Below are 26,153 nucleotides of genomic sequence, written 5' to 3'. Positions count from 1 at the left end.
CTAGGCCGGCCGCATAAATGCGGTCTCTGCCCCGTCTGCCCATTCAATCCACGTTCGGGGCTGACATAACCGCTTTCAAGAGGGGTTCGGAAAGGATGGAGTTGCTGCAAGGCGGCCTGAAGCTCCGGCAGTTGCAGGTCTTCCGCGAAGTGCTGCGGACCGGTTCGACAAGACGGGCCGCGATGGCCCTCGGGGTAAGCCAGCCTGCGGTCAGCCAGCATGTGAAGCAGCTCGAGGCCACACTTGGCATCACACTCTTCAAAAGGTCCTCGAACCGTATCGTCCCATTGCAGGAAGCCTGGGAACTGCTGCGGAACGTTGATATCGCCATAACGTCGCTGGATCGGCTGGAATCGTCGATCTTCGCAATGAAGAACGATGAAAAGCAGCGGATTGCCATTGCCGCGCCCTCCGTCTTCGGTTTCGTGACCCTGCCCAAAGTTGTGGCGATCATTCACTCGCAGACCGCGTCCAATGTCCGATCGATTTCGGGAAGCTACGATCAGATCGGGGAGCACATACTTGCCGGGCGGGCGGATCTCGGGATCTCAAGGCTGCCCCTTGATCCGCGCCTGTTTGAATGGGCGCCGCTGGGCTCGGCACGCAACGTATGCATCTTTCATCCCGATCATCGTTTCGCAAGGCAGGCGCGCATCGAGGCCCAGGACCTCGCAGGCGAAACAATCGTCGATATCGATCCTCAATTCGCCGCCCATCAAATGAACTTCAATGCCTTGCGCTTCGCCGGCGTCGAACCAGACATACTGGTGGAATTCGACTGCAACGGTCACGAAGCGGGGTATGTTTCGGCGGGCCTTGGTATCTCCATCACCAACGAGATCATCGCGCGCGAGTATGCGGCGTTTCGCCTGGGCGTAAAACCGGTCGAGCCGTCCGCCATCTATCACTACGTTGCGATCTGGCAGAAGGGCAGGACCTTCACCAACGCCTTGAATGTTTCGCTTGAAGCGATCATCTCAGTCTTTGCCGCGATGTCTCCCGAAGCGGCGTCGCGTTCAAAAACAACTTCAGCCTCTGTTCCGGAAACAGTGGCCCCGCTGGTGTAGGCGATCCCCTGCTTTGCGTCTTAGCCGGATTCAGGTCTTGCGCTCCTGCTTCGCCCTGGCAAAGCCTCGATCCGTCGCAATGAAACGCTCAAGCATTGGCACGATCAGGCGCAGAGGGTCGGCCAATGCCTGACCCGATTCATGCCCGAGTATCTCGGCATATCTGGACAGGTCGCGATGCAGTCGCGCCGGCAATTCGAGCGTGACCTTAACCGGCTTGTCATCGGCAATCGGCCCGAGTTTCAGCTTGGCCATCTCAACCTCCATAGGGTTCGAGAACGAGATCGCGGGTGACGACCACGCGCACGGTAAAGCCCGGCCTTATTGTCAGCGTCGGTGCGACATTGAGCTGGCGCTGAACGATTTGTTGGCCGACCTGGCTGAGGCTGTCGGAGGCACCGCTGCGAAGAGCCCGCACGATATCGCTCTCCTGGCCAGAGGACCCTGTCTTCGCGCCGACACTCAGAATAGTTGTGAGTGCAGCCGCCTTAAACAATTCAGCCCAATGGTAGTCGACGCCGTCCTCAAGGCCGGCATAGCCTTGGGCATCAGCACCAGGCTGTCGCTCAAGAACGATGGAGCGGCCGTTTGGAAAGATCAGTCTACTCCAGACCAGCAGCACACGGCGCTGGCCGAAGCCGATCCCATTGTCGTACTGGCCAATGACCCGCGTGCCTTGTGGAATCAAAAGCGTCCTTCCGGTCGGACTGTCATAGATGCTCTCCGTCACCTGCGCGGTGATCTGACCGGGCAGATCGGAGCGGATGCCGGTTATGAGTGCGGCGGGGATGACGGCCCCGGCCTGAAGCACAAAGGGCGACGCGGGAGGCATGACATGATCCGGCGCTACGGTGCGCCGATCGGCGGCCGCATTGAGGAAGGCCAGCTGACGATCCTGCGCAGCCGACTGGCCGGCCTGATCGGCAATGTCAGGGCCAGCCATGTTTTGGGAACCTGCTCCTCCAAGCGTTTCGGCCACCGCCGAGGCCGCCCGCTCTGTCTGGAAGAAAACACGGGACGTTCGGGCAGCCTCGTCTTCTGCCCGCCGACGTTGCTCAGCCTCGTCGACCGTGGCGGGTGCGATGGTCGGCAGCACCACCGGCTGCCCCTTGTTCTGGGCATCGAGCATCGGCCGACCAAGATCACCTGGCAAAGGCGGCCCAAGAACGGGGCCGGTGTAGTCGCGCGGCAGGCTGGCCAGTCCGTCGGCGGGCTGCCTGTTGGAAGTCGAGTAGAGCTCGTCGCCATGCGGGCCTGTTTCACTCGTCTGAAGCGCGTAGATCAGCGCGCCGCCGACGCCAAGCGATCCGACCAGGCTGATGCCAGCGAGCACCTTGCGTGACAGGCGGGTAATGCGCGGCGGCTCAGCGCGAAGCTGCATGGGTGCAGCACCGGGTTCGTTCTCGTTCATGACTCCTCTCCTCCCCTTTGCCGGAGTGCGCTTGTGTCGCTCGGCGTTGGACTGACGCTTGACGTCCTAGTTACCCTCCTGGTCCCGTCGGTGCGGACGAGCCTGACGGTCTGCTGCCGCTTGCCGCTGCCAAGCCGCAATTCGGCCGCGCCGAAGAGACGGTCAATGATCAGCGTGTTCTGGTAGACGCGGCTGTTGGCGATCTCAGCCTCACCGTCCGGGCCTATGACGAAGATGGGCGGCATCTCGCCTTGCACGATCCCGCGTGGAAACTCGACATAGACGCGCCTGCCGTCGTCATAGACGCTGACCGGCCTCCAAGGCGGCGTGTCGCCTGTGAGGCCGTAGCGGTAATTGCGTGCGGTGACGTCGGGAATAACCGGCGTCGCGGGGATCGGCCGCGATTGTCCGGCCGGCGGCGCGGGATAGGCCCAGGCCACGGCAGGCATATACGGCTTCTCGCCGGATCGCAGCTCGATCATGTAGCTACGCCGGTCGGTGGTGATGACGAGATTGGTGCTGATGTCTGCGCGCGAAGGCTTGACCAGTACATGAACGCGCCGGGTGACCCCCGCTCCGCTTTCGGTGTCGCCGATGATCCAGCGCGCCGTGTCGCCAGCCGCGATCGGACCTTCACCAGTCAGGCTTTCGCCAGGCTCGAGCGCAATGTCCGTTATCTGTCCGGGGGCGGCATAGACCTGATAAAGTGCTCCGTCACTCCAGGGGTATATCTGAATGGCGTTGTAATAGCCTTCTCGCCGTGGCTGGACACGCGCGGCCGCGTTGGCGTTCTCAACGCGTGCCGCCGGGGTGCCACCGCCCGCGCCACCATGTGCCGGGACCCAGCCCGGTGCAACGTGTAACGGTTTGGGCTTCTCATCGGGAGTGGCAACCGGAGCAGCTGGCAAAGGCGGCACGGAGGCATCGTAGCGGATCTGCGGCGGTTTCTGAGGTGTGGCGCAGCCGCCGAGCACGGAACCAGAAAGCAACACCGCAACAAGGGCGGACCACCCAGACGGACATGTTGCGACACCATGCGAAGGCCCATTCATTGGTTCATCTCCCGCGACCAGTTGATGGCGTTGACGTAGATGCCAAGCGGATTTGCCCGAAGCCGGTCGACGTCGCGAGGCGGCTGAATCACGGTTGTCAGGATGGCGGTCCATCGTTCGGTGGTGGAGAGCTGGCCGTTTTCATAGTGGCGCTCCGCCCAGGCGACGCGAAAGGAATCCGCAGAGGCGCGAATGACCGACGAGACGTCGACCGAGACTTGCTGCTCGCCGACCCTCGAGAAGGGATCATTGATGCGGGCATACTCGTTGAGCGCCGCGGCGCCCTCGTCAGTGGTCCACTCATAAGCGCGCAGCCAGTTTTGGCGCACGACGATTGGATCGGCCGGGATTGAGCGGACCTGTTCGATGAAGCGAGCGAGATGCCAGGCCACTTGCGGGTCGGTCGGCTTATAGTCCGAATTGGCGGGCGCGAGTGCCTGCGCCTGTCCGAGCGTGTCGACCTGCACCACCCAAGGGACTACGGTCCCTCGCAATAAGTGCGACACAAGCGCGGCGGCCATGCCGGCCGATAGGATCAGCGATCCGAAGGCCATATAGCGCCAGTTTCTGGCCTGCAAGCGAGCCGCGCCGATGCGTTCGTCCCAGACCTGCGCGGCCTTCTGGTACGGAGTCTCGGGTTGAGGTGTCTTGCCGTAATGGACGGCCGGCCGTCGAAAAATGTTCATGGGGTCAATTGCCTTCGGAAAGAGAAACGGAACTGCCGCTGCCGTGGGCATCGCCAGCGCGGACGGCGTGGGCCGCGGTCTGCACGCCGTGCGACAGGCGCTGGGACCGCTGCATGCGTTTGGCCCAGTCAGGGGTATTGTGTGCCGGCTCGCCCAGCCCGGCGGCGCGGGAGACGGAAGGGCCGCTTGCGCGTTCGGCATTGCCTGCGACCGTTCCCGCTGTCGCGGTTTCACCGATCCCCGCCGTGGCGGACCGTGGACCAGCGGCGGAGGTCGATTGGACAGATTCACTGGCACGTGCGGCGGCACGCCTGAGCGGCGAGTCATTTTGCGAAACACCTGCGCTTGCGAGGCCGCCCACGCCGGAAATGGCAGCCGTGGCACCACCTTGGCCAGACAGGCCTGCATGCCAGCCGCCGCCACGCGCGGTGGAGGTCCCTGCGGACAAAGCTGCCGACCCGCCGCGTGCCGCCAGGCTTGCGGCGCCGCCGGTGGCAAGCACCATGCCGCCTGCGGCCAGGCCTGTGCCGACGGCGGCACCCGCACCGAGCTGCGGCCCGCCGGAGACGATGCCGTTGGCAATGCCCGGGCCGAAGATGCCGAGACCGAGGAGTGACAAGGCAGCCAGCACGATCGCCATGGCCTGATCGATGGTGGGGTTTTCGCCACCAAAGCCTTGTGTGAACTCGCCGAACAGCGTCGAGCCGATCCCGATCACCACAGCCAGCACCAGCACCTTGATGCCCGACGAGATGACGTTGCCGAGCACGCGCTCGGCCATGAAGGCTGTCTTGCCGAAGAGGCCGAAGGGGATCAGCACAAATCCGGCGAGCGTCGACAGCTTGAATTCGATCAGGGTGACGAAGAGCTGCACCGCCAGGATGAAGAAGGCGAGCAGGACCAGGGCCCAGGCAAAGAGCAGACAGACGATCTGGATGAAGTTTTCGAAGAAGGAGACCCAGCCCATCAGACCGGAGATGGATTCAAGCAACGGTCGTCCTGCGTCGAGCCCGGTTTGCGCGACCTTGCCAGGGCGCAGCAGATCCTGAGTTGAAAAACCCGTACCGCTCGCCTTGAGGCCGAGACCGGAGAAGCTCTCGAAGACGATGCGGGCAAGGCTGTTCCAGTTGGAAATCAGGTAGGCGAAGACGCCAACGAACAGCGTCTTCTTCACGAGGCGCGCCAGGATGTCGTCATCGGCCCCCCAGCTCCAGAAGAGAGCGGCGAGCGTCACGTCGATTACGATCAAGGTGGTGGCGATGAAGGCGACCTCGCCGCCAAGCAGGCCGAAACCGCTGTCGATATAGCGGGTGAAAGTACCAAGGAATTGGTCGATGATGCCGGTGCTGCCCATGCCTATCGCGCCTCCGGCTTAGTCGTCTCTGGCGACTGCGGCGTGAGCGGCTCGGAGGTCAAGCTCCCAGATCGTGCCTTGAACCCGAGGAACCGATCGCGCTGCTCTGCCCACAAGCGCATGCAATCGTTGTCACGCAAGGCAGCCTCCCCGAGCCCCTGGCAGTGGCGAAGACTCTCACGCAGTGGATCCGGCGCCTTCAGTGCCGGCACGGCAGCTGCCGTGCCGACCGGACTTTCCTGCTTCCGGGTCATCTCCAGCGCGGTCGCCGTTACGGCGATCGTGACGAAGATGACGGCGACGATGCGCGCCAAAATCTTGCCGTCCATGGTCCCAAGCCTCAGCGGTTGAACATCTGGGCATTGCCGGCCTGGTAGCCGGAGCCTGGGGTCAGGAAGCGGCGGCGCTGTTCGCGACCCTGTTCGGCGGCCGCGGCACGTTCCGCATCGGTCAATGCCTGAGCGCGGCCGTTTGCGGCGACAACGGCCGTGAGGTCGGCGAGCTGCTGGGCCTGCAGCGCGAGGAGTTGGTTGCCGGCTTGCGCCGCCTGCAGCGCTCCTGTGGCGGATTGGCTTGATCTGACCAGGGCCGCCATTTGCGTGCGATTGGTCTCGATGTTTCCGACGACCCCTGCCTGGACGCGCATCGCATCCTGAAGACCGCCAACCGTGTTTCGCCAGCGCGAGCGCGCATCGGCAACGAGCGCCTCATCCGAGGCCGAGAGCGAGACGCTGCCGTATTTCTGCTGGAACATCTGGTCGACCTTCAGGACGTCGAAGGCGATGTTCTGCGCCTGGTTGAGGAGCTGCTGAGTGCGCTGCACCGACTGCTGCAATTGCTGAAGCGATGAGAACGGCAAGCTTGCGAGGTTGCGGCCCTGGTTGATCAGCATCTGCGCCTGATTTTGCAACGAAGTGATCTGGTTGGTGATCTGCTGGAGCGATCTAGCTGCCGTCAGCACATTCTGCGTGTAGTTCGATGGATCAAACACGATCAAGGCATGCGCTGGAGTCGCCACCAACGGCGCGACCATCAGCGGCGACGCAACCATGACGGCGGCAAGCAGAAGGGCGCGCGAGCGATAAAGACAGGTGTTCATGATCGAGGTTCCTTTTCGGCTCCGGGGACGAAGTTTGGAATGAGATCGGCGGCCCAGCCAACGTTTCGCGCACGCAACCAAGCGGCGAGAAAGTCGTCGCGACCGTATTCGGCATCGATGCTGGCGATGAGGGCCTGGTCCGTCTTGGACGACGCGGCGCAGAGCGCGAGGCCGATCTCGGACAGGCCAAGTTCGAAGAGGCGGTTGCCGCGCCGGGACTGGCAGTAATAGTCGCGCTTGGGGGTCGCGCGTGCCAGGATTTCTATCTGGCGGTCGTTGAGGCCGAAGCGGCGATAGATGGCCGTGATCTGCGGCTCGATCGCGCGCTCGTTCGGCAACAGCAGCCGGGTTGGGCAGCTCTCTATGATCGCAGGTGCGATTGCCGAATTGTCGATATCGGACAAGGACTGGGTCGCAAAGACAACGCTGGCATTCTTCTTGCGGAGCGTCTTCAGCCACTCGCGCAGCTGGCCCGCGAAGCCCTCATCATCGAGCGCCAGCCAACCTTCGTCGATGATGAGCAGCGTCGGCCGCCCGTCGAGGCGGTCACCGATGCGATGGAACAGATAGGACAGCACGGCTGGCGCGGCTCCCGTGCCGATCAGGCCCTCGATTTCGAACGCCTGGACGGATGCCGCGCCAAGATGTTCGGTTTCCGCGTCGAGCAGTCGGCCATACTGGCCACCAATGCAGTATGAGCGCAGAGCCTGCTTTAAGGCCCTCGCCTGCAACAGCACGCTCAGGCCGGTGATGGTACGCTCGGCGATCGGCGCCGAGGCAAGCGATGTCAGCGCGGTCCAGATATGCTCCTTGGCATCGGGGGTAATGGGAACGGCTTCGCGCGCCAGGATCGCAACAATCCAGTCAGCCGCCCAGGCGCGCTCGTAGGTATCGTGGATGCGGGCGAGCGGCTGCAGGGAGACGGAGGCCTGCGCGCCTTCGGTGAGCCCCCCACCGAGATCGTGCCAGTCACCGCCCATGGCCAGTGTCGCGGCGCGGATCGAGCCGCCAAAGTCGAAGGTGAAGACCTGGCTTTGCGGGTAGCGGCGGAACTGCAAGGCCATCAGCGCGAGCAGCACGGACTTGCCGGCGCCGGTGGGGCCGGCCACCAAAGTGTGGCCGACGTCGCCGACGTGCAGAGACAACCGGAACGGGGTCGAGCCTTCGGTCTTGCCATAGAGCAAGGGCGGGCCACCGAAATGCTCGTCCCGTTCCGGCCCCGCCCACATGGCAGAGAGGGGAATCATGTGGGCGAGATTGTGCGTCGACAGGGGCGGCTGGCGGACGTTGGCATAGGCATGTCCAGGCAATGAGCCCAACCAGGCGTCGACGGCGTTGACAGTTTCGACCACGGCCGTGAAGTCGCGACCCTGGATGACCTTTTCGGCAAGCCGCAGTTTCTCGTCGGCTGCTCGCGGATCGGCATCCCAGACCACGATGGTGGCGGTCACATAGGCCATGCCCGACATATCGGCGCCGAGTTCCTGCAAGGCCATGTCGGCGTCGGCAGCCTTGTTGGAGGCGTCCGTGTCCATAAGCACGGACGCCTCGTTGGTCATCACCTCCTTCAGGATCGCTGCGATGCTCTTGCGCTTGGCGAACCATTGCCGCCGGATCTTGGTCAGCAGCTTCGCGGCGTCGACCTTGTCGAGAAGGATGGCGCGTGTGGTCCACCGATAGGGAAAAGCCAGTCGGTTGAGATCGTCGAGCAGGCCTGGGGTCGTCACGGTCGGAAAGCCGACAATGGTCAGCACCCGAAGATGCTGGTCACCGAGGCGTGGTTCGAGCCCACCTGTCAGGGGCGTGTCCGCGAGCAGTGCATCGAGATAGACCGGACACTCCGGGATGCGCACGCGATGACGCTTCGTTGAAACGGTCGAATGCAGATATGTCAGCGTCTGGCTGTCATCGAGCCAATGGCATTCCGGCATGAAGCCATCGAGCAGCTGGAGCACGCGCTCGCTGCGGTCGACAAAGGCGCGCAGGACTTCCTGCGGATCCACGCCGGACTGTTCGCGCCCCTCGTAAAGCCACCCTTCCGTGCGCGCTGCTTCCTCGGCAGGCGGCAGATAGAGGAGGGTGAGGAGGTAGCTCGATACGAAATAGATGCCGCCCTCCTCGAAGTCGGCCTTACGCTCAGCGTCGACCAGACCTGACGCCGGATCCGGAAACTGGCTTTCGGGATAGGTTGCCGCCTCGTGCCGTTGAGCCTCGACGAAGATGCACCAGCCCGAGCCAAGGCGACGGAAGGCGTTGTTGATGCGCGAGGCGACCGCGACCAGTTCGGCCGCGACGGCGGAGTCGAGATCAGGCCCGCGAAACTTCGCAGTCCGCTGCAAGCTGCCATCCTTGTTGAGCACGACGCCCGGTGCGACAAGGGCAGCCCAGGGTAAATAGTCGGCGAGGCGGCTGGCGCGGCGGCGAAATTCGGCAAGATTCATCATCGCGGCGTCCTCAAACCGACAGGTGACCGGGCATGCGCAGATGCCGGCGGCCAACTTCGAAAAAGAGTTCATCGCGTCTGGCGGCCCATACCGCAGTGGCGTGGCCAAGCGCCCAGATGACGAGACCGACCAGCCAGAGGCGCAGGCCGAGGCCGACCGCGCCGGCGAGGGTGCCGTTCAGGATCGCAATGGAGCGCGGTGCGCCCCCGAGCAGAATGTGCTCGGTTAGCGCCTTGTGCACGGGCACGGCCCATCCCGGAATTGCGTCGAGCTGTTCGAAAGCGGTTGCCATCAGATCAATGCTCCGCCGCCAAACGAGAAGAACGACAGGAAGAAGCTGGACGCCGCGAAGGCGATCGACAAACCAAAGACAATTTGGATCAACCGCCGAAAACCGCCCGAAGTATCGCCGAAGGCAAGCGTGAGGCCCGTCACGATGATGATGATGACGGCTATGATCTTGGAGACAGGACCCTCGATTGATTGCAGGATCTTCTCGAGTGGCTGTTCCCACGGCATCGATGAGCCAGACGCATGGGCGGCCGGAGCGACGATGACACTGATGGCTAGGGTTGTGGCGGCGGCAAGGGCATTGCGGTAGGCGCGTGAAATGACGGCGGTCATGAATTGTCTCCTGTGACGGTAGGTTCGGCTTGAATGATGCGATAATCGCCGTCGGGGCCGAGACCCTCGACGCGTGCGAGTTCGGCAAGCCGCCGGGCTGAGCCGCGTCCGGCGAGCACCGCGATGAGGTCGATGGTTTCGGCAATCAGCGCGCGGGGTACGGTGATGACGGCTTCCTGGATGAGTTGCTCGAGACGGCGCAGCGCACCAAGGGCGGAACCGGCATGGATGGTGCCGATGCCGCCGGGGTGGCCTGTGCCCCAAGCCTTGAGCAGGTCGAGAGCCTCCGGGCCGCGGACTTCGCCGATCGGGATGCGATCGGGCCGCAGGCGCAGCGAGGAGCGGACCAGATCCGAGAGCGTGGCGACGCCGTCCTTGGTCCGCATGGCGACGAGGTTGGGTGCCGCGCATTGCAGTTCGCGCGTGTCCTCGATGATGACGACGCGATCAGATCCTTTCGCGACCTCGGCGAGCAAGGCGTTGGTCAGCGTCGTCTTGCCCGTGGATGTCCCGCCGGCGACGAGGATGTTGGCACGGCTGGCGACGGCGGCGCGCAAGGTCGCTGCCTGTTCCGTCGTCATGATGCCTGCCGCCACGTAGTTCGCGAGCGTGAAGACGGCGACGGCAGGTTTCCGGATTGCGAAGGCTGGCACGGCGACGACGGGCGGCAGCATCCCTTCGAACCGCTCTCCAGTTTCTGGTAACTCCGCCGACACGCGTGGCGAGCGGCCGTGCACTTCCGCGCCGACATGATGGGCGACCAGTCGCACAATGCGCTCGCCGTCGGCGACTGAGATCATCTCGTCAGTCTCGGCCAGGCCTTCCGCGAACCGATCGACCCAGATCCGGCCGTCCGGATTCAACATCACTTCGACGATTTTGGGATCGTCCAGGAATTGGCCGATGGCAGGCCCTAGCGCCGTTCGCAGCATACGCGAGCTGCGCGCTCGTCCTTCGGTCTCGTTGTGCGAAGCAGCCATTTTGTCCCCGTTTCGGTCGGGAACAATTCAGACGGTCCCCGGTCGGGGATGATTAAGAGAGTGGTATTTTGCGCCGCTGCAACAAGTATATCGGCGCGTCGTAGTATGGCGTGTAAATACAGGAGAACGGCGGGCTGCCCTTGCCTCATTCGGCAACGACCCGGTGATCGTCCTAGGGAATCGCAGGTGCCGATGTGCGATGGGCGAAAGCAGCATGGCCGAGGTCTGGAAGCAGTTGGACAAAGTCGGACCAACCGCGATCGCTTCAACCATAATGGCTGTAAGGCCGCTGTGAGGTCATCCATCCTGACATGAATGCGCGAACCGTTGTGTTACGGTGCCATGGTGCTTAGGAGACCTGATCTAGCCTGCCCGGATGGAAGAGGAGGTTCGCCACGACCACGATCAACCGCCGCGTCCTGCTCACCCGTTCGGGCAGCGCCGTCTTGGCCTCGACTGTTGGGACAAAGGCCCTCGCCGCAGACCCGCCACGTGGGGACAGAGAGCCGTCCAACCAGCTGGGAGCGCTGATTGAGGCGCACAAGAAAGCATACATAGCCTTCGGCAAGGCCGTCCGCGAAACGGGCGGCAACAGCCAGGATCGTGACAGAGCTAGCCGAACTGAGGAAACGGCGCTGCTGGCTATCTGTGCCTATGCTGCAGTCAGGGAAAGCGATCGCTTGTCCAAAGCCGGATATCTTCTACAGATCGAGGCGCGTGGTGAGCTTGACCTGCCTGAGCATGTGCAGGCTCTTCTCCGCTCGACGATGTGGAACGGATAGGGAAGCCTGGGGCGACTAGATCACTCGAAGAGCGCCGGCTGACGTCGTTTCGGAGCGTTTCCTGCACGAGTTCGCAGCTGACCTTCTGGCCTCATTTGAGGTCCCTCAAGCCGGCGCGGTCGACGGCTGACGACCCCTCTCTCGCATTTGAATACCTGCACCAGCCCTGGCGAGAGGCGGCAGGGCGAATGCCAAACGCTAAGACTGCGTTGCAACGTCGGGATTCATGTCTTCGGAAATCTCGTGCACCAGTTTCGGTCCCTTCGCCAGGCGCCTGCCCAGGGCCGTGACGAAGGAATCGTACCGTTCGGCGGCCTTGGCGCGCGCAGCCTGCGCGGCGGGCTCCGGCAAGGCCGGCGTTGTCGCGAGCCAGAAGCGGACGAACACGGCCAGGGTCTCGACTGCGATGCCGATATCGCGTTCCTGCCGTGCCAGACGCCGATCGACCTGGTCCAGGCGTTTGGCAATTGCCGCCTCGCGACGCTCATCAGCATCCGGCGAGAGGAACGAGGCGATCGCGGCCTCTGCGATCATGGATTGGGGCTGATCGCGCCGCGCCGCATAGTCACCAAGCATCGCCATGATCCTCTGGTCGAGATAGACGGAGATCTGCACTTTCCTTTTGCGAGCCGTCATACGCTTACAGCTCCATTCCATCATTGGGGTCGAGTGAGACCTGCCGCGCCATGCCCTGCATGAGCCGGGCCAGGCGTCGATTGCGGATGGCATCATCGTCCCCGTCGTCGTCGGGCTCGATCTCGAACTCATTGTCGATTGAGACTGCTTTTTCCACGGCCCCTGCCCGCTCGAGCTCGGGTTGCAGGCGTCGCTCTGATTCCGATGGATCGCCATCGCTGTTTCCGCTCACAGCGGAAGCATCGGCGAGCTCAGGCCGGGTCGGTGGCGGCAGCTGGCTCCAGTCGCCACGATCGGTTGCTGCAGCCCTATCCAACTCTGGCGTCGGCAGGATGCGCTCGCGAAAGCGCGCATCTTCGTAGTAGCGCACCTTCTTCGCCCTGATTGGCGGCGCCCCCGCCACCATCACGATCTCATCGGCTGGCGGAAGCTGCATGATCTCGCCGGGGGTGAGGAGCTGGCGTGCGGTCTCCTGGCGCGACACCATGAGATGTCCGAGCCAGGGCGAGAGCCGATGGCCGGCATAGTTCTTCATTGCACGCATTTCGGTTGCCGTGCCGAGCGCGTCCGAGACCCGCTTGGCGGTCCTTTCATCGTTGGTGGCGAAGCTGACGCGCACGTGACAGTTGTCGAGGATGGAATTGTTTGGACCGTAAGCCTTCTCGATCTGATTGAGCGACTGCGCGATGAGAAAGCCCTTCAGTCCATACCCGGCCATGAAGGCAAGCGCGCTCTCGAAGAAGTCGAGGCGGCCAAGGGCGGGAAACTCGTCCAGCATCAACAGCAGCCGGTGGCGGTTTGACTTTGTGTGGAGATCCTCAGTGAGACGACGGCCGATCTGATTGAGGATAAGGCGAATGAGCGGTTTGGTGCGACTGATGTCCGAAGGCGGAACGACGAGATACAGCGTTGCCGGTCGCTTCCCGCCGACGATGTCGGCGATGCGCCAGTCGCAATGGCGGGTCGCCTCGGCGACGACCGGATCGCGATAGAGACCGAGGAAGGACATCGCTGTGGAAAGGACGCCTGAGCGTTCGTTGTCGGATTTGTTGAGCAGTTCGCGCGCCGCACTGGCGATGACCGGATGCGGGCCAGCCCCTCCGAGATGCGCGGTCTTCATCATGGCCGCAAGCGTCGATTCGATCGGGCGCTTTGGATCGGAGAGGAAGGCGGCGACGCCGGCGAGCGTCTTGTCCTGCTCTGCATAGAGAACATGGAGGATCGCTCCGACCAGCAGCGCGTGACTTGTCTTTTCCCAATGATTGCGCTTCTCCAGGCTGCCTTCCGGGTCGACCAGAATGTCGGCGATGTTCTGGGCGTCTCGGACCTCCCATTCGCCGCGGCGGACTTCCAGAAGCGGGTTGTAGGCGGACGATTGCGAGTTGGTCGGATCGAAGAGCAGCACGCGGCCGTGCAGAGCGCGGAAGCCGGCGGTGAGTTGCCAGTTTTCTCCCTTGATGTCGTGAACGATTGCCGAGCCCGGCCAGGCAAGCAGGGAGGGCACCACCAGGCCGACGCCTTTCCCCGATCGGGTTGGGGCGAAGCACAGCACATGCTCAGGACCATCGTGGCGCAGATAGTGGCGGTCATAGCGACCCAGCACCACCCCATCGCTGCCGAGGAGACCCGCAGCCTCCACCTCCCGCCGGTCGGCCCAGCGCGCCGAGCCATAGGTCTGCACGTTCTTGACTTCGCGCGCCCGCCACACCGACATGCCGATCGCGACGATGATCGAAAGGAACCCGCCGGACACGGCAATCAAGCCGCCCTCCAGGAAGATATCCGGAGCGTAGGCGTCATAAAAATACCACCACCACAACAGCGCCGGTGGATAATAGACCGGCAGCCCGCCGACATCGAACCAGGGCGGGCCAAGCTGCGCCTGGAACCCAAGCTTCCATGCGGTCCATTGCGTCGCAGCCCATACTGTTAGCAGGACAATCAGGAAGACAGTGAGGATCTGACCCCAGAGTATTTTGGTGGCCGACATCGCTTGATCCTTTCATCACAGGCCGAGAGACCGCTTGCGGCCAAAGCTCCACTCGACCCCTCCACCATCGCGGGCAACGCCGGAGACATGTTGGCCGAGATGCTTTTCGAGAGAGGGTGTCCAGGGAACCAGCTGGAAACCGAGACCATTATCGATCATGGCGAAGCGGCCGGAGGCGAGCGTGAAACGTTGGCGATAGGTGCCGGCCACATAGCCACCGCCTGTGACTGGGTTGAAGGGCTTCCCTGTGTCGATCGCGAGCTTGTCGCCGATCGTCTCCAGTTCCTTGCGGCGGAGCGTGTCGAGCAGGTTGCTCGTGAAGACGACCCGCCTTCCCTGCCGCTCTGCCAGCCCCTGACTGACAAGGTGTTCGGCGCGCCGGGTCAAGGCATCGCGGACCTCGGCACCGAAACCGGTCTCGGATAGGGCCACAGGCTCGCGAGCGATGGCCTGGCGGTCGAGCCAGGTCGCACCTGACGCAACAATTTGTTTATCGACGGCAAGATCGGAGCGCACGGCGAGCGCTGCCCGACGCAGGCCGTGCGCATCATCGAAATGGCGCAGCTCGACGATGGATCCCGGCGCGCTGTCGCCAGCAGAATCCAGGTCGGACAGTTTGATGTGATGGGTGCGTCCGTCGACGCCGTCAACCACGGCATAGGCTGTGCCGATCAGCTCGTCGTCGAGCCCACGGTCGACCAGCCGGCCGACAACGGGCGTGTCGAGGCGTTCTGCTGCCAGGACGTAACTGGCCGGACCGCGCTCGATGTGTTGCGCGCTGAGCGCGCGGTGCATGCGCTTGATGATGTCGCCACGCTCTCCGAGTTCGCGCAATGTCGTCTCGGCCTTGTCGTCGATCAGCCATTGGCCGGGGCCAAGCTGATCGGCGAGACCGAGTGTTTCAAGCTTGCGCAGGCGGCCGACCTTCATCGCATGGAAAGCGTCCGGTTGCCTGTCGGCCTGTGGGGCAAGATCGATGAAGCCGGTGTGGCGGGCATCGCGAGCGAGTTGGCGGTCAAGTTGCGTCCACCGCTCGGACTCGACCTGACGTTCGAGCGCGCGGCGGATATCGAGATCAGTGCGCAGCCCCAGTTCCTGGGTGATGAGGCCGCGCGCCCGGTCGCGCATCCCTTGCCTAATGTAATCCCGCGAGATGACCAGATCCTGGCCATCGTCACGAACCCCACGCACGATCAGGTGGACATGCGGATGCGCGGTGTTCCAGTGATCGACCCCAACCCATTCGAGCCGCGTGGCAAGATCCTTCTCCATCTGCCCGACAAGATCGCGGGCAAAGGACTTGAGGTCCGTCATGTCGAGAGCGTCGTCGGGCGAAACGATGAAGCGGAAATGGTGCCGATCCTCCGCGGTGCGCGCGGCGAAAGCCGCAGCATCTGCATCTTCCGTCCTCGGCCCAAACAGCCGACCCTTCTCCCCGTCCCGGGTTACCCCCTCGCGTCGCAGGTAGCCGAGGTGTGCGCCAAGCACGCCAGCGCGCACGGAATGGCGGACAACGCAAGCTTTGACCACCGCGCCGCGCGACCGCGATGTGATGAAGCGATTGGCCTGGATGCTCGCGCGCTGACCGTGACCAAAACGGGAGCGGTTGCTGGACACAATCCTGCCCGAGCGCGAGATGCCGCCGCCGGCCTTTTTCGCCGCGGCTAGCGCCTGGGCGATGAACGGCCTGGCCTGCTGGGCGCGCGTCGAGCGCATCCGGCCAGGGCGGATGCCGAACTCGCGCTCATTGTCCATGGCGATATTCCGCAACGTTGAAAAGAGCGGGCAAATACAGTGATTTGATGTTGCCGCACACATTGCCCCGAATGTGGACAATGTGCACAAGGCGCCAGAAGATCGAGCAGAAACAACTACCCAACCGAGGCGCAATGTGCGCGCTTTTATCTTGCCATCGCTCGGTTGTGTGCGCCGTCTCCAGCCCTGGCGCCCGCCATGGCGCGCTAGAGTCCGCGTCAGCACCAAAGATGGTGTACCGGTTCATGGCTCAGCCCTCTCGCCCGCTTGCGTCACGAACAGGCCGGCCGACCGAGGTGCGGCATTGGATGATTCACGCACACTCTGCGCCCTCGGCACGTCATTGGCCGAGTCTTCGACCGTCCGGGAATCTGCTGCAGGCTTTCCTGCCGGCGGCAGGGCGAAAAGCGGTGCTGTCCTCCATCCTGATGACTTAGGGCGCGCCGGGCCGGTCGCAGTCGTAGCAGTGTCGCTGCCAATGGCGGACGCGACGGCTGTCACATAGGCGTGCGTTTCCCGCGGCAGAGGCCGACCCTGCAATGATGCCTCATAGCGCCCCGGGCCTGCATTGTAGGCAGCAATCCACCCGGGCAATCCATAGCGATCCAGGAGTTCGCGGATGTAAGCGGATCCCGCGACGATGTTGTCGCGCGCATCGTATGGATTGCTGCCGAGCCGATATCGAACCCGCAGCTCGGCCCAGGTTGCCGGTACGATCTGCATCAGGCCCATGGCGCCTTTTGGCGAGGTGGCGCGTTGGTCGCCAGCACTTTCCGCGCAAAGGACCGCACGGATCCAGGCGGGCGGAAGCCTAAAACGCCTCGCCGCGTCCGCGATATGGGCCTCGTAGTTGCGCGCCGCCGGCGTGCCGGCTGTGGCACTCTTCGCCACTGCAATCGTAGTACCGGAGGATAGCACGCAGAGCCCGGCAAGCAGGACGAGCGCGTGGGGCCAACCGACGCGAAGCAATGCGGAAGGGTCTAGATGGTTCGTCGACCGACGGCGCGCGGACATCATTCAATCCTTCTCTGCCCGGTCACGCGGACGCGACCACATCAATGCCCAGGAGGTTTGTCCTCGCCGTCCTGAAAGAGGTTGGCGCGAATGGGCTGCGCGAAGGTCGGGTCGTCAATTTGCAGCGACACGAACTCACCGGCCTTTTCGCCGGATCGTTTCCAACCGGCGCCGATCGCAGGGCCGTCTTCGCCGCCGGCGTGCACGCGATAGTCGGGCGCGTTTTCGACGTCGCTCGCTTCGGCCTCGACGATTGCGATGTCGAGGTCGAGTCTGAGCGTCCGGATGCGCCCGCAGTAGCCAGTCTGATTGCGCGTGAATTGTCCGATCTGTGGCATGTACTTTGTCCTTTCGAGGATGTTCGGCGGTGATGTCGGGGACGACCTGAAAGGGCCGTCGGTGGCGCGCTCACCGCGCTCGCGCGCGCCATTAAAACCGGCCGTCGCCTTGCTCGTCGGTCCACAGCGGGACCGCGCGGCCGATGATCTGGTCGGTGGAAACGAGGCCGAAGTAGCGGCCGTCGAGGCTGTCGCGGACCTGCCGGTTCATCAGGAACACAGACGCAGCCGGAACAGAGTGACAGCCCTGCCAGCTTGGCAGATCACGGCCGGCGCGATCTCGCTCAAGCGCGGCGCCAACGTCACGGCCGTCGACGGAGATAGCGAGCTTGATCCGGCATACTGTCTGGCCGGAAACCGCAAGGATGCGTTTGAGCAGCAGCACGCCTTTCGGCAGATAGGCCCGCTCGGCAAGGAACTCTGCCAGCGGTTCAGGCGGCCGTACGGCGACAAGGTCGCCAGCCGAAAACTTGCCGCCCCCGTCGATCCGGTAGAAGCCGATCGGCACGCTGGGTGACGCGTTCCAGATAAACCTGGGCGCTGGTGCCGTGAGAGCTGGGAGGAACACGCCGGCGCTGGCCAGCGCCATTGCCAGGATGATTGTCGACCGCCTCATGGCCGCACCCTTTTCCGAAGGAGGTAGGCACAATGCAGATCAAGCGTGTAGGCGCGCGGCTCTTGCCCGGCCGTCATCCGGTGGTGGACGTGCCGCCAGTGATCGGGCGAGACCGTTTCCGGATCGATCCCGAGACGCTCGACGGCATCAATCATCTGCAGCACCTGTTCGACGCTCGGCCAACCTTGCATCGTCAGCAGGATGTCGCCGCCGGGTCGCACGAAAGGCAGCGTCTGGCAGGCTTGGCCGGGTGTAACGGCATGCACGATATCGAGACGGGAGATGATCGTGCCGAAGTCGTTCGATGCCCATCGCACGAAGGCAAAAATGGCGCCGGGGCGAAACCAAAGGACACGCCGGCGCCGGTCGAGGATCTGCTCTCGATCTACGGACCCGAAGCGGATCCAGAACTCGATTTTCTTCGCGATCCATGTCAGTTCGACACGGGTGAGGCTGCCGTTCTGCAACGCGTCGCCGGCAGACCCGGTCGAATCCAGGGCCGTGGTATCGGTCATTGTGTGGTCCTGCTCTTTTTGGGAATCAGCCTGATGACGACAAGCAATTGTCCATTGCGCGATCGGCCGCACTGTCTGCGCGGTCCCGCAAATCACCGTCCGGGCCGTCCGGTGAGGATCGCAGGCAAATGGCGCTTAGCGGGAAGGACTGAGCCGCGTGGGTCCGAAGTCGAGATCACGGCCCCGCGCTCGGCCCACGCCTGCAGGTCGTCAAGGGCATAGACGACGCGGCCACCGAGTTTGCGATAGGCGGGACCGGTGCCATAGGTGCGATGCTTCTCGAGCGTACGCGATGACAGGCTGAGGAATTCGGCTGCTTCCTTGGTGCGAAGAAAGCGCGGCGGCAAAACGGCTAGGTCTGATCGCATGGATGGGCCTCCGTGGGCTAATGGGAACCGCTGGCGTTCAGCGGCGGATTACGATCACGGTGGCGGAAAGCGGGCTTCGCAGGGGATGGGGAAGATTGGGGGGCGTGATATTTCCACCCCGGGCTAGTGTCGTGTGCGGTGGCGCAGGAGTTGCAGATAGCCTCCGCCGATCATGGCGGCACTGCCTTTGACGAGACCAATGACGGCGTCACGCAGGGATGACGTCTTCCACGGATTGGCGCCTACACGCTCAATTCCGTAACAGGCGGTCGCAATGTCGCGATAGCTGGCGCCATTCGTGCGGCCATCGGCCGCCTGCATCATCAAGCGCAGGCGACGACGCTGCTGAACGGTTACGCGCGTGTCTGGCGGCACAGGTCGCCGGTGATAGGCCCGCCAGAAACGGACGAGAGCCTCGACGCGTCCCAGCGTTTGAGAATCCAGCGGGATCACCGCCGCCAGCGAATGGTCGCCCTCGCTGCCGGGAAGGAGCAGAATCTGGGTGGCTATCCCGTTGTCATGAATAGCGTGAAATCCCTGCGGGCTCTCACGATGCCTTTCGACTCCGCTGAGCGTCGCGGGGCCGATCGGCAGGCAGTCGGGTGATGACATGAGAGCCAACACCGCGGGATCCACCAGAGGCGACCACAAGACGTCTTGCGCCAGGGCCGAAAGGTCGGGCCGTGCCGGGAAATCGCAACCCCCAGCGTTTCTGGGCCTCAGCGGGAAATGGCTCCCTTTCCGTTCTCGAATGAACAAGGCCCAGGTAGGCGCGATGATAGGCATCTGAGCGGCGTAGACATTCCCAAGCGAGCCCTTCGATTGGCAAGCTGTCGAAGAAGTCGTAGCTGTTGTTGTCCCGCCAACGCGACGTGTTCGGCTTCATCGTGCATCTCCTCGCGAAAGGCCAAGTCGTGCTCGAATCGATTCCGGACTCTGGTGGTTGGCGAAACGTCACGGGGAGGCATCGGGTGATGCCTTTTCAGCATCACCGGCCGGCAATGCTCGCTAATCGTCAGTCTGACGCAGAAGGTATCGGTAGCCCGTACGCGTCATCCATCGTGCTCGAGCGAGATGGCTGTCATAGACGCTCCGGGCACGTTGCGAGTCCTTGGTCGGATCAATCCCGAAGAGCACCTTGACCACCTCGCGCCAATCGGCGCCGTCAGCGTCAGCGTCGAACAGACGCATGTAGAGCTTCACATGGCTGCGATCGTAGTCGGTGAGTTCATCGCCAGTCGGCGCGGTCTCCTCAAATGGCTCAATCATGGCTGCCCTCCCCCGGCAAACGGCCGAGATTCAAGTCCGAATCCTATAGGTCTGGTTTCGCCGGCACAGGAGGCTCGTAGTGCATCACGCGATGCTGTCTCGGCATCGCCCCCGATGAGCCAGCCAAGGCTGCTTCAAAATGGGAGCCCGCCCGATCGGGTCGGGCGGGCTTCTCGGGCGCCCTATTCGGCGTTGCGGCGGCTCGGACGGGACCAGATCAGACTGTGGCCCTCGCCCTCCTCGTCATCGAAGAGGTTGGCGAAGATCGGGGCGTTGAAACTCGGATCGTCGAGCTTGAGGCCGAGATAATTGCGACCTTCGTTGGACTGCTTGGCCCAGGCGGCGCCGATCTCGGCTCGGCCGACGAAGACCCGGTGGCTGGGGGCGTTGTCGCCGTTGGCGCGGGTTTCGGGAACGATGCGAACGCCGCGGGCCTGGACGCTGAGGGTGACGATGTCGCCCGTAAACTCGTTGTTGCCGGACTTCTTGAAGGTGCCGATGGTAGCCATGACAGTTCTCCTTGATCCTGTTTGTTTCGAGCCACACCATTGTGGTCTCGATGGTGATCGAAAGGTCGGAGGCGATCGCCGGCGCACCCAGGGGCCGAAGCGAAGCGGAGGACGGTGCGGGAGAGACTTTGTTGTACCGCGAGGAATGACGGCGAAGCCGGCAGGGGAAAAAAGTCGCGACGTGCCGTTGCGTCACAGGCGATCGAGGCGAAGCCGTCTTTCGACCAGAAACACCAATCGAAGAGACCGCTATCGGTGTGATTGTGACAACACGCGGGTAAGGAGATATGGCTGCCGGGATCCGACTTCTTGGAGGAGAACGACGTGACGCTCGATCAGTGCCAAAGGCCTATGCTGCCAGCACTGCTGATCGCATTTCCCTGTGACAAGCCGCGCTCCTAGCCCTCGATGCCATCCTGTCGTCGGATGGGATCGAGGTGGCGGACATGGGTCGGGCCGGCGCGGGCAAGTTGTTGACCGACTGAACGCTGCGATGAGGCAGCGCACCCCGATTAAGCTGGAGCAACTCCAACTGGGCGAAAGGGCTGAAGCTTGCCTACAGGACACTGCTTCCAGGAGTTTGCCTCACGCCGCGGGTTGCAGGGCCGCCCTCAGCAGCATGCCGAACAGGTCGCGTGGCTCGTCGGGATCGGCTAAGAGGTCGCGCACGCCCGGTTCGGCGGCGCGGCGGGCGAGCCCCGACACGGTCCCGGCCGAGATCGAATGATCCCCGCCGAGGAAATCGGCATGGCGTCCGCACTCGCCGCGCAGGCGGCCTCGGCAATGGCGAATGTCCAGGCGGATATCTCGAGCAGCGCCTTCAGCGCCAGGTTTTCATGGACGATGCGCCTTACCGGAATTGCCTGGACGGTGCCCATATCCTCAACAGCGTGGCCAAGACCTGACAGCGTCTCAGCAAGCCCCGCGGTTCTCAGGGCGCTCGCGGCAGCGTGTCTGATCTCGCCGATCTCGGCCTCTCGCACGCCACGGTCAGGGCGCTTATGGAGCGGCTGGAAGGGTCCGGCGACATCATCGGCTACAAGGTGGTGCTGCGCGCCGACGCAGGTCGATCAGCGCATGCGCGGTATCATGCTCATTGAGATTGAGCGCCATGCCGCCGCCCGCGTGGTCCTGGCACTGGGCGGCTTCCGGAAGTCTCGACCATCCATACCACCAATTATCGATGAGATCTGGTGGTTGAACTCGGCACGGCCTCGCTGACCGATTTCGATGCCGTGCTGCGCCGCATACGCTGCTAGCCGGCATAACGGGCAGCGAAACGCGCCTGCTCCTGGCCACGCAGCGCACGACGCGGGCACGAAGACCTAGCTGTTGCGGGAAGGCGCTGATTTTGGCGTTCTTCATAGGCGGCCGGGTTGTTCATCTTCCCGGTCGCTCGGCCTGTAGCAGCCCCGCCAGATTTGGCCAGTGACATGGAGGTGCGGAGCAATTCGTCGAGGCACGTCTGAGTTTGACGTCGCCTCGCTTGTCGGTGCGTCCCAGGCGGGTTCATTCAGCATAGGGGTCGATTTCGCCGGCGATCTCCGAGATATCTCCGTCGTAGTCGTCGATTGGCGCTACGGAGAGTGTGCCGTCCCCTGCGCGGAAGATGACGATGCTGACCATCAGGCTGGTGGCGAGGCTGAACGCCAAGGCGTTTGCTTCTGCGAGGGACATCTTTTCGGCTCCTGTTTGGAAGCGGGGATCGATCCCCGCGTGACAGGCGCCCGATGTGTCCGGCCGAGGGCCACAATCACCGGAGAGGCGAAGCCGAAGCGGCGGCACGCTTTGCGTAGTCCGACCCTTTACGGGTTGATGGCATCAGGTCCTCGGACCGGACCAAGGAATTGCGCGGATGAACGCGAGGATCGGTTCGTGCTTTCAATTTCAGAAGCCGGTAAGACCTGAAGTTCGAGCCGTGCTGGCCCGCAGTCGTCGCCATCGTGCCGGCAGCGCCATGGCCCGACCGCCGTCCGGAACGAACACACCAGTAGACGAGTATGGCGCTGGCGTTGGCCTCGGCCGTCCCTTTCATGCGGCGCCGAATTTCAGGACCGGGATGCCGAGCTTGCGTGCCTTGTCGGCGAGGTTGTCCTGAATGCCCGTGCCAGGGAAATGAACGACGCCGATCGGCAAAGTGTCGAGCATTTGAACGGAGCGGCCTTGGCATGCCTGGTCCAGTCAGGCTTGAAGGCGATCTGTGGCACCTTGCGATTGTGAGCCCATCTGGCCGCGATCAACTCGGCCCCCTTTGGGCGATCCGCCGTGGAGCAGGACCATATCCGGATGCTTACCATGGACCTGGTCAAGCTTGGCCCAGATCAGGCGATGGTCATTGAAGTCGAGCCCGCCGGTGACGGCGACCTTCGGCCCGGGAGGCAGAAGCGCATGGGTATTGGCGTGCCTCTTGGCGGCAAGGAAATCGCGACTGTCGATCATGGCCGCTGTGAGATAGCGGTGGTTGACGACGGAGCCCGAACGCGGTCGCCAGGTGGAATGCGTGTGACGCTCGAAATGTTCGGCGGCCTGGTCGCGCATCAGTTCGAACGCGTTGCGTCGTTCTATAAGCGTCTGGCCCAGCGCGATGAGGCGCTCGAGCTCTGTGGACTTGACCTCTGAACCGTCCTGTTCGCGCTGCAGCCTTTGCTTGGCGAGCTCGTTGGCGTCGAGGTCGCGTTCGATCCGGGCAACGGCGCGATGGAAGAGATTGACCGTCCCCCAGAGCAGTTCCTCGAGGTCCGGTTTGAGGCGCGTATTGGACAGCGCCACCACGAGGGCGTCGAAAATGTCGGCCATGCTGGCTGCAATGACACAGCCTTCGGGAAGCGGACGCGGATCGGGTTCGTCCTCGAAGGGCCGGTAGCCGTAGAGCTGGAGTTCCTGCAGGACGTGATCGCTTGGAGAGAATGGGAGTTGCGGTTCAAAGTCGGTATCGTGCTGGCTGCCCATGGTGGCTTCCTCAGGTGGATCGGTCGCGCCTATCGCGGCCTTCATGGCGACGAAGGCGGCGGGCGGTCCGGACTTGCACCCGCAGCGCCAGCGCAGGGCCGTAACGGAGTGGAGGATGGCGAGCTCGGCTATTTTGTTTCGCGCTGGAAAGGCCTGATACCGGGTCCCCGCGGGGTGCCGCGGGATGCAAAGGCCGCCGAAAATAGCCGGGCGCAGCCATTGCCGGTCAGGGCCGGCCGAAGTGGATTCTCGACGAGGCGCTGATCGCGGCCGTTGGCGCTCCGCATTGAGCCTCGTGCCTCACCGCATCATCATAGTCACAAGGAACGCGACGGCCTCTCCGCTCGTTGATTGCTTTTCGACTCGAGCCGCCGTCATGCCCTCCACATCGATACGCAAAACGGAATACGATCCCGACAGAAGAATCCTCTCGGTCTGGTTCGTGGCCAGCGGCAAGCGGTACGAGTTTGAGGGGGTAACGCCGGAAACCTTTGCCGCGTTCCGGGCCGCGTTCGCCAAGGGCCGCTATTTCAACGACCACATCCGCAACAATTTCCGCTACCGTCTGGTTGCGAGCGATAGCGACCCGGGATGACCTGACCTGCAGGCGGCTCAATCGTCCTGTCGCTCCAACCGGCGGTTGGTGGACGCGTTGCCGCTGTTGCGCTTAGGGTTGATTACGGTCCGCGCTCACTTGGCAAGCCCCACCCCCGCATCCCCCCGCCTGGTGCAAAGCGTTTGATCGGTCCCGCCGTTCTGGCAGTGCGGCGGGACTTTTTTGCGGTCCAGGTGGAGCATCGGCGCGCGGGGAAGGCGCGGTGCACGGAGCACCCTTTTCTCATCCAACGTACGTCGGTGCCGCGCTGAAGGGTCTCAACGTCGGTCTGGCGCCAGAGCTCAACCAGCTGGACTATTGCTCGACCGGAAGCGGCTCGTGCTGCGGCTCAGCGTGGTGGAACACCTGTCCAAGATCGCGCGCGTCGAACGTTTGGGCGCAGACTGGGCAGTAGACAAAATGCTTCGACTCGTTCTCTACCGGCCCGTCATGCGGCCTGCCCTCATAGCCTGTCGCGATGTTGTCGGTTCTAGTCCGGGGCATCTGCAAGTGCCTTTCGTCGTTTTGGCGGCCGATACTTCTCCACCAACCGGGCCCTCTCACGGTCGACCGTGACGCCCGAGGTCGATCGTCACAGTGTCCTCGTCGATGCGCGTGACCTCGCCTTTCAGGTCGATTTGCTGGCCTCGGTTCACCTTGGTGTGGTCGATGATGGAATGTGGGAAGTCATAACCTGGGATCGAGACGCTTACGCGGTCCTCTGTTATCCGCCCTCGAACCCTGGCAGTAATCGCCACCCGGTCACCAATGCCTATTCCCCGAGCCATGCCATGGATTCTGGTGCGGGTGGTGTCTTCTTCAAGAGGCTTCTAATATACGCCCGCCATCCTAAGGCTGACCTACGACCAGAGTTACAAAAGTTGAACTCCATCGGGGAACACTCCTTCTGTCTGCCTGTTCGATTTGCCAGGCGCATCCCGCGCATTCAGACAGGAGAAAGAAGATGAAACGCATCCTTTTGGCTTCGGCCGTGCTGGCGGTGTCGGCTGGGCTTTCCTTTGCCCAGACGACGAGCGGAACTTCGAGCGGAACCTCGACGAGCGGAACCTCGACCACGACAACCATGCCCAGTACGACGGATCAGGGCACCGGCACGACGAGCAGCGGGACCAACCTGTCCGGCGATCAGGGCACCGACACGACCACCACCAGCGGCACCACGAATTCGAACTCGGCCAGGGACTGCGCGCCCGGCCAGCAGACTGGCAGCGCTCAGCAGGCGGCGCCTGGTCAGCAGGACACGGCAGCCAAGACCGCCGCGCCGGGCCAGGTGAAAAAGACCGGTGAAGGTTGCTGATTGGCACATCGGCTCAGGTTGGAATCACCAGCGCGTGGCTGGCTGACTCCCCCGACCACCAAACTCGGCTGGCGATCAAATTGCCGCCAGCTGAGCATCACTCCAGGAACTTTTGCGCTTGCTTATGCTTTCAGTGGGCACGCCTGGCTTCTGTTTGCTTTCGGTCAGATAGACATCCCTCTGCTCGCGCATCTTGCCTGAAAGGGAGCTGCGGTCGCGCTCAGAGGAGAGCCGCGCTGTATTGCCGATAGCGCTAGAGCGATTCGAAGCCCTACAGCAACCGGCAGTTGGACTGACACCAAGTTGGCTCCGAGAGCGTTGTCTAGTTGCCGGGAACCCAGCCTGGCACGGCACGTTGCTCAGTTCCGACCTTCGCAAAGGATGCATGGAATGGCGAAAGACGTTTCTCGCGAGGAAGAGCAACGCGGCACCGGAAAGGTTCTCATCTGGGGCGCCGCGATCGCCCTCGCTCTCTTTGTTGCCCTGCTGGCCATATTTGTTCTGGGGTCGTCCTGATTGCTGCAGCAGGATCTAACTTGGGTGCACGAGGTTGTGAGTCTAGAGAGCTGCAGAGCCTACTTGGATCTTGAGCACCGTGGGGTTGAATGCAAGCTCCCGTGGGTCAGGTGACTGCTAGGCTTTCGTGCTTTTTGGTGTCCCCTTCGGTTTAGATGCCGCGGCCGACGTCACAGCAAGTGTACGCATCCGGTGAAGACCGCAGACGTGCATATCCGATGCCATGAGGACCTGAGCACCGCGGTGCTGGGGTCAAGCTTTCGATG

Annotated in this window: 28 protein-coding genes and 4 pseudogenes; 5 read left to right on the top strand and 27 right to left on the bottom strand. The window is 63.1% G+C overall.

From position 1 onward, the window contains the following. The first annotated feature begins 95 nt into the window (after positions 1–95). Entirely contained in the window at positions 96–1,067 is a 972-nt protein-coding gene (locus tag NKJ35_RS15190) for a LysR family transcriptional regulator (RefSeq protein ID WP_352648077.1), read from the top strand. A 30-nt stretch (positions 1,068–1,097) separates the two neighbouring features. Here NKJ35_RS15190 and NKJ35_RS15185 read toward each other — a convergent pair whose 3' ends face one another. From NKJ35_RS15185 to NKJ35_RS15070, 24 genes and pseudogenes are all read right to left on the bottom strand, one after another. Continuing rightward, positions 1,098–1,322, bottom strand: coding sequence for a DUF2274 domain-containing protein (locus NKJ35_RS15185; RefSeq protein WP_352648075.1), 225 nt, complete (start codon positions 1,320–1,322; stop codon positions 1,098–1,100). 1 nt (position 1,323) lies between these two features. After that, a complete protein-coding gene (locus NKJ35_RS15180) occupies positions 1,324–2,478 on the bottom strand; it encodes a TraB/TrbI/VirB10 family type IV secretion system protein (RefSeq protein ID WP_352648073.1) in 1,155 nt (384 codons plus the stop codon). Continuing rightward, complete coding sequence (gene trbG, locus NKJ35_RS15175; RefSeq protein ID WP_352648071.1) at positions 2,475–3,530, bottom strand: P-type conjugative transfer protein TrbG; 1,056 nt, start codon at positions 3,528–3,530, stop codon at positions 2,475–2,477. Before trbG ends, NKJ35_RS15180 begins: the two co-directional genes overlap by 4 nt. Beyond that, complete coding sequence (gene trbF / locus NKJ35_RS15170) at positions 3,527–4,216, bottom strand: conjugal transfer protein TrbF (RefSeq protein ID WP_352648069.1); 690 nt, start codon at positions 4,214–4,216, stop codon at positions 3,527–3,529. The genes trbG and trbF overlap by 4 nt, the downstream gene beginning before the upstream one ends. 4 nt (positions 4,217–4,220) lie before the next feature. Continuing rightward, on the bottom strand, positions 4,221–5,570 hold the full coding sequence (gene trbL, locus NKJ35_RS15165) for a P-type conjugative transfer protein TrbL (protein WP_352648067.1): 1,350 nt from the start codon (positions 5,568–5,570) through the stop codon (positions 4,221–4,223). Positions 5,571–5,572: 2 nt separating this feature from the next. Next, positions 5,573–5,899: a putative entry exclusion protein TrbK-alt gene (trbK-alt, locus tag NKJ35_RS15160; protein ID WP_352648064.1), complete on the bottom strand. Its 327-nt coding sequence runs from the start codon at positions 5,897–5,899 to the stop codon at positions 5,573–5,575. 11 nt (positions 5,900–5,910) lie between these two features. Next, complete coding sequence (gene trbJ / locus NKJ35_RS15155) at positions 5,911–6,669, bottom strand: P-type conjugative transfer protein TrbJ (protein WP_352648062.1); 759 nt, start codon at positions 6,667–6,669, stop codon at positions 5,911–5,913. Continuing rightward, on the bottom strand, positions 6,666–9,113 hold the full coding sequence (trbE, locus tag NKJ35_RS15150; protein WP_352648060.1) for a conjugal transfer protein TrbE: 2,448 nt from the start codon (positions 9,111–9,113) through the stop codon (positions 6,666–6,668). The genes trbJ and trbE overlap by 4 nt, the downstream gene beginning before the upstream one ends. Before the next feature lie 10 nt (positions 9,114–9,123). Beyond that, the gene (locus NKJ35_RS15145; RefSeq protein ID WP_352648058.1) at positions 9,124–9,405 is read right to left on the bottom strand and encodes a VirB3 family type IV secretion system protein; all 282 of its coding nucleotides are present in this window, start codon (positions 9,403–9,405) and stop codon (positions 9,124–9,126) included. Further along, positions 9,405–9,737 (bottom strand): TrbC/VirB2 family type IV secretion system protein, encoded by a 333-nt coding sequence (locus NKJ35_RS15140; protein ID WP_352648056.1) that lies wholly within the window; start codon positions 9,735–9,737, stop codon positions 9,405–9,407. The genes NKJ35_RS15145 and NKJ35_RS15140 overlap by 1 nt, the downstream gene beginning before the upstream one ends. Continuing rightward, positions 9,734–10,717 (bottom strand): P-type conjugative transfer ATPase TrbB, encoded by a 984-nt coding sequence (gene trbB / locus NKJ35_RS15135; protein WP_352648054.1) that lies wholly within the window; start codon positions 10,715–10,717, stop codon positions 9,734–9,736. Before trbB ends, NKJ35_RS15140 begins: the two co-directional genes overlap by 4 nt. A gap of 980 nt (positions 10,718–11,697) precedes the next feature. Next, entirely contained in the window at positions 11,698–12,135 is a 438-nt protein-coding gene (locus NKJ35_RS15130) for a CopG family transcriptional regulator (RefSeq protein WP_352648330.1), read from the bottom strand. 4 nt (positions 12,136–12,139) lie between these two features. Beyond that, the gene (locus tag NKJ35_RS15125) at positions 12,140–14,125 is read right to left on the bottom strand and encodes a conjugal transfer protein TraG (protein WP_352648052.1); all 1,986 of its coding nucleotides are present in this window, start codon (positions 14,123–14,125) and stop codon (positions 12,140–12,142) included. Positions 14,126–14,140: 15 nt separating this feature from the next. Continuing rightward, entirely contained in the window at positions 14,141–15,880 is a 1,740-nt protein-coding gene (locus tag NKJ35_RS15120; RefSeq protein ID WP_352648050.1) for a relaxase/mobilization nuclease domain-containing protein, read from the bottom strand. A gap of 243 nt (positions 15,881–16,123) precedes the next feature. Beyond that, positions 16,124–16,894, bottom strand: a complete 771-nt coding sequence (locus NKJ35_RS15115) for a lytic transglycosylase domain-containing protein (RefSeq protein WP_352648327.1) — start codon at positions 16,892–16,894, stop codon at positions 16,124–16,126. A gap of 3 nt (positions 16,895–16,897) precedes the next feature. Next, positions 16,898–17,232, bottom strand: a pseudogene (locus NKJ35_RS15110) (DUF736 domain-containing protein). Positions 17,233–17,323: 91 nt separating this feature from the next. Continuing rightward, positions 17,324–17,848 (bottom strand): S26 family signal peptidase, encoded by a 525-nt coding sequence (locus tag NKJ35_RS15105; protein ID WP_352648048.1) that lies wholly within the window; start codon positions 17,846–17,848, stop codon positions 17,324–17,326. Continuing rightward, complete coding sequence (locus NKJ35_RS15100) at positions 17,845–18,363, bottom strand: DUF2840 domain-containing protein (protein WP_352648046.1); 519 nt, start codon at positions 18,361–18,363, stop codon at positions 17,845–17,847. Before NKJ35_RS15100 ends, NKJ35_RS15105 begins: the two co-directional genes overlap by 4 nt. 92 nt (positions 18,364–18,455) lie before the next feature. Continuing rightward, positions 18,456–18,731, bottom strand: a complete 276-nt coding sequence (locus NKJ35_RS15095; protein WP_352648044.1) for a helix-turn-helix transcriptional regulator — start codon at positions 18,729–18,731, stop codon at positions 18,456–18,458. Positions 18,732–18,854: 123 nt separating this feature from the next. After that, on the bottom strand, positions 18,855–19,343 hold the full coding sequence (locus tag NKJ35_RS15090; RefSeq protein WP_352648042.1) for a DUF2285 domain-containing protein: 489 nt from the start codon (positions 19,341–19,343) through the stop codon (positions 18,855–18,857). Beyond that, the gene (locus NKJ35_RS15085) at positions 19,279–19,617 is read right to left on the bottom strand and encodes a transcriptional regulator domain-containing protein (RefSeq protein WP_352648040.1); all 339 of its coding nucleotides are present in this window, start codon (positions 19,615–19,617) and stop codon (positions 19,279–19,281) included. The genes NKJ35_RS15090 and NKJ35_RS15085 overlap by 65 nt, the downstream gene beginning before the upstream one ends. Before the next feature lie 122 nt (positions 19,618–19,739). Next, positions 19,740–20,000, bottom strand: coding sequence for a DNA -binding domain-containing protein (locus tag NKJ35_RS15080; RefSeq protein ID WP_352648038.1), 261 nt, complete (start codon positions 19,998–20,000; stop codon positions 19,740–19,742). 182 nt (positions 20,001–20,182) lie between these two features. Continuing rightward, positions 20,183–20,509 (bottom strand): DUF736 domain-containing protein, encoded by a 327-nt coding sequence (locus tag NKJ35_RS15075; protein ID WP_352479110.1) that lies wholly within the window; start codon positions 20,507–20,509, stop codon positions 20,183–20,185. A gap of 669 nt (positions 20,510–21,178) precedes the next feature. Continuing rightward, positions 21,179–21,387: pseudogene (locus tag NKJ35_RS15070) on the bottom strand (arginase family protein); the annotation flags it as partial. 72 nt (positions 21,388–21,459) lie between these two features. Here NKJ35_RS15070 and NKJ35_RS15065 point away from each other — a divergent pair. Further along, positions 21,460–21,830, top strand: a pseudogene (locus NKJ35_RS15065) (Lrp/AsnC family transcriptional regulator); the annotation flags it as partial. Positions 21,831–22,018: 188 nt separating this feature from the next. Here the strand turns inward: NKJ35_RS15065 and NKJ35_RS15060 are convergent. Both NKJ35_RS15060 and NKJ35_RS15055 read right to left on the bottom strand, forming a co-directional pair. Beyond that, positions 22,019–22,186, bottom strand: a complete 168-nt coding sequence (locus tag NKJ35_RS15060; protein WP_352648036.1) for a hypothetical protein — start codon at positions 22,184–22,186, stop codon at positions 22,019–22,021. Positions 22,187–22,540: 354 nt separating this feature from the next. After that, positions 22,541–23,458, bottom strand: a pseudogene (locus NKJ35_RS15055) (DUF2493 domain-containing protein). 376 nt (positions 23,459–23,834) lie between these two features. Between NKJ35_RS15055 and NKJ35_RS15050 the strand changes: the two are divergent. Next, positions 23,835–24,053, top strand: coding sequence for a KTSC domain-containing protein (locus tag NKJ35_RS15050; protein WP_352648034.1), 219 nt, complete (start codon positions 23,835–23,837; stop codon positions 24,051–24,053). A 560-nt stretch (positions 24,054–24,613) separates the two neighbouring features. Here NKJ35_RS15050 and NKJ35_RS15045 read toward each other — a convergent pair. Further along, complete coding sequence (locus tag NKJ35_RS15045) at positions 24,614–24,841, bottom strand: hypothetical protein (protein WP_352648032.1); 228 nt, start codon at positions 24,839–24,841, stop codon at positions 24,614–24,616. A 176-nt stretch (positions 24,842–25,017) separates the two neighbouring features. On the opposite strand from NKJ35_RS15045, the gene NKJ35_RS15040 reads away from it, so the two are divergent. Both NKJ35_RS15040 and NKJ35_RS15035 read left to right on the top strand, forming a co-directional pair. After that, positions 25,018–25,371, top strand: coding sequence for a hypothetical protein (locus NKJ35_RS15040; RefSeq protein WP_352648030.1), 354 nt, complete (start codon positions 25,018–25,020; stop codon positions 25,369–25,371). Between the two features lie 390 nt (positions 25,372–25,761). After that, positions 25,762–25,887, top strand: coding sequence for a hypothetical protein (locus tag NKJ35_RS15035; RefSeq protein WP_352648028.1), 126 nt, complete (start codon positions 25,762–25,764; stop codon positions 25,885–25,887). The last annotated feature ends 266 nt before the right edge of the window (positions 25,888–26,153 follow it).

Origin of the sequence: Mesorhizobium sp. M0136, from assembly GCF_040322515.1 — a bacterium.
In the GTDB taxonomy this organism is placed as follows: domain Bacteria; phylum Pseudomonadota; class Alphaproteobacteria; order Rhizobiales; family Rhizobiaceae; genus Mesorhizobium.
This window is presented reverse-complemented; position numbering and strand designations above follow the sequence as displayed.

Excerpts from the sequence above, each read along its gene's own strand:
- NKJ35_RS15190 (WP_352648077.1), top strand. The coding sequence starts at position 96 with ATGGAGTTGCTGCAAGGCGGCCTGAAGCTCCGGCAGTTGCAGGTCTTC.
- NKJ35_RS15185 (WP_352648075.1), bottom strand. The coding sequence starts at position 1,322 with ATGGCCAAGCTGAAACTCGGGCCGATTGCCGATGACAAGCCGGTTAAG.
- NKJ35_RS15180 (WP_352648073.1), bottom strand. The coding sequence starts at position 2,478 with ATGAACGAGAACGAACCCGGTGCTGCACCCATGCAGCTTCGCGCTGAG.
- trbG (WP_352648071.1), bottom strand. The coding sequence starts at position 3,530 with ATGAATGGGCCTTCGCATGGTGTCGCAACATGTCCGTCTGGGTGGTCC.
- trbF (WP_352648069.1), bottom strand. The coding sequence starts at position 4,216 with ATGAACATTTTTCGACGGCCGGCCGTCCATTACGGCAAGACACCTCAA.
- trbL (WP_352648067.1), bottom strand. The coding sequence starts at position 5,570 with ATGGGCAGCACCGGCATCATCGACCAATTCCTTGGTACTTTCACCCGC.
- trbK-alt (WP_352648064.1), bottom strand. The coding sequence starts at position 5,899 with ATGGACGGCAAGATTTTGGCGCGCATCGTCGCCGTCATCTTCGTCACG.
- trbJ (WP_352648062.1), bottom strand. The coding sequence starts at position 6,669 with ATGAACACCTGTCTTTATCGCTCGCGCGCCCTTCTGCTTGCCGCCGTC.
- trbE (WP_352648060.1), bottom strand. The coding sequence starts at position 9,113 with ATGATGAATCTTGCCGAATTTCGCCGCCGCGCCAGCCGCCTCGCCGAC.
- NKJ35_RS15145 (WP_352648058.1), bottom strand. The coding sequence starts at position 9,405 with ATGGCAACCGCTTTCGAACAGCTCGACGCAATTCCGGGATGGGCCGTG.
- NKJ35_RS15140 (WP_352648056.1), bottom strand. The coding sequence starts at position 9,737 with ATGACCGCCGTCATTTCACGCGCCTACCGCAATGCCCTTGCCGCCGCC.
- trbB (WP_352648054.1), bottom strand. The coding sequence starts at position 10,717 with ATGGCTGCTTCGCACAACGAGACCGAAGGACGAGCGCGCAGCTCGCGT.
- NKJ35_RS15130 (WP_352648330.1), bottom strand. The coding sequence starts at position 12,135 with ATGACGGCTCGCAAAAGGAAAGTGCAGATCTCCGTCTATCTCGACCAG.
- NKJ35_RS15125 (WP_352648052.1), bottom strand. The coding sequence starts at position 14,125 with ATGTCGGCCACCAAAATACTCTGGGGTCAGATCCTCACTGTCTTCCTG.
- NKJ35_RS15120 (WP_352648050.1), bottom strand. The coding sequence starts at position 15,880 with ATGGACAATGAGCGCGAGTTCGGCATCCGCCCTGGCCGGATGCGCTCG.
- NKJ35_RS15115 (WP_352648327.1), bottom strand. The coding sequence starts at position 16,894 with ATGTCCGCGCGCCGTCGGTCGACGAACCATCTAGACCCTTCCGCATTG.
- NKJ35_RS15105 (WP_352648048.1), bottom strand. The coding sequence starts at position 17,848 with ATGAGGCGGTCGACAATCATCCTGGCAATGGCGCTGGCCAGCGCCGGC.
- NKJ35_RS15100 (WP_352648046.1), bottom strand. The coding sequence starts at position 18,363 with ATGACCGATACCACGGCCCTGGATTCGACCGGGTCTGCCGGCGACGCG.
- NKJ35_RS15095 (WP_352648044.1), bottom strand. The coding sequence starts at position 18,731 with ATGCGATCAGACCTAGCCGTTTTGCCGCCGCGCTTTCTTCGCACCAAG.
- NKJ35_RS15090 (WP_352648042.1), bottom strand. The coding sequence starts at position 19,343 with ATGTCATCACCCGACTGCCTGCCGATCGGCCCCGCGACGCTCAGCGGA.
- NKJ35_RS15085 (WP_352648040.1), bottom strand. The coding sequence starts at position 19,617 with ATGAAGCCGAACACGTCGCGTTGGCGGGACAACAACAGCTACGACTTC.
- NKJ35_RS15080 (WP_352648038.1), bottom strand. The coding sequence starts at position 20,000 with ATGATTGAGCCATTTGAGGAGACCGCGCCGACTGGCGATGAACTCACC.
- NKJ35_RS15075 (WP_352479110.1), bottom strand. The coding sequence starts at position 20,509 with ATGGCTACCATCGGCACCTTCAAGAAGTCCGGCAACAACGAGTTTACG.
- NKJ35_RS15060 (WP_352648036.1), bottom strand. The coding sequence starts at position 22,186 with ATGTCCCTCGCAGAAGCAAACGCCTTGGCGTTCAGCCTCGCCACCAGC.
- NKJ35_RS15050 (WP_352648034.1), top strand. The coding sequence starts at position 23,835 with ATGCCCTCCACATCGATACGCAAAACGGAATACGATCCCGACAGAAGA.
- NKJ35_RS15045 (WP_352648032.1), bottom strand. The coding sequence starts at position 24,841 with ATGGCTCGGGGAATAGGCATTGGTGACCGGGTGGCGATTACTGCCAGG.
- NKJ35_RS15040 (WP_352648030.1), top strand. The coding sequence starts at position 25,018 with ATGAAACGCATCCTTTTGGCTTCGGCCGTGCTGGCGGTGTCGGCTGGG.
- NKJ35_RS15035 (WP_352648028.1), top strand. The coding sequence starts at position 25,762 with ATGGCGAAAGACGTTTCTCGCGAGGAAGAGCAACGCGGCACCGGAAAG.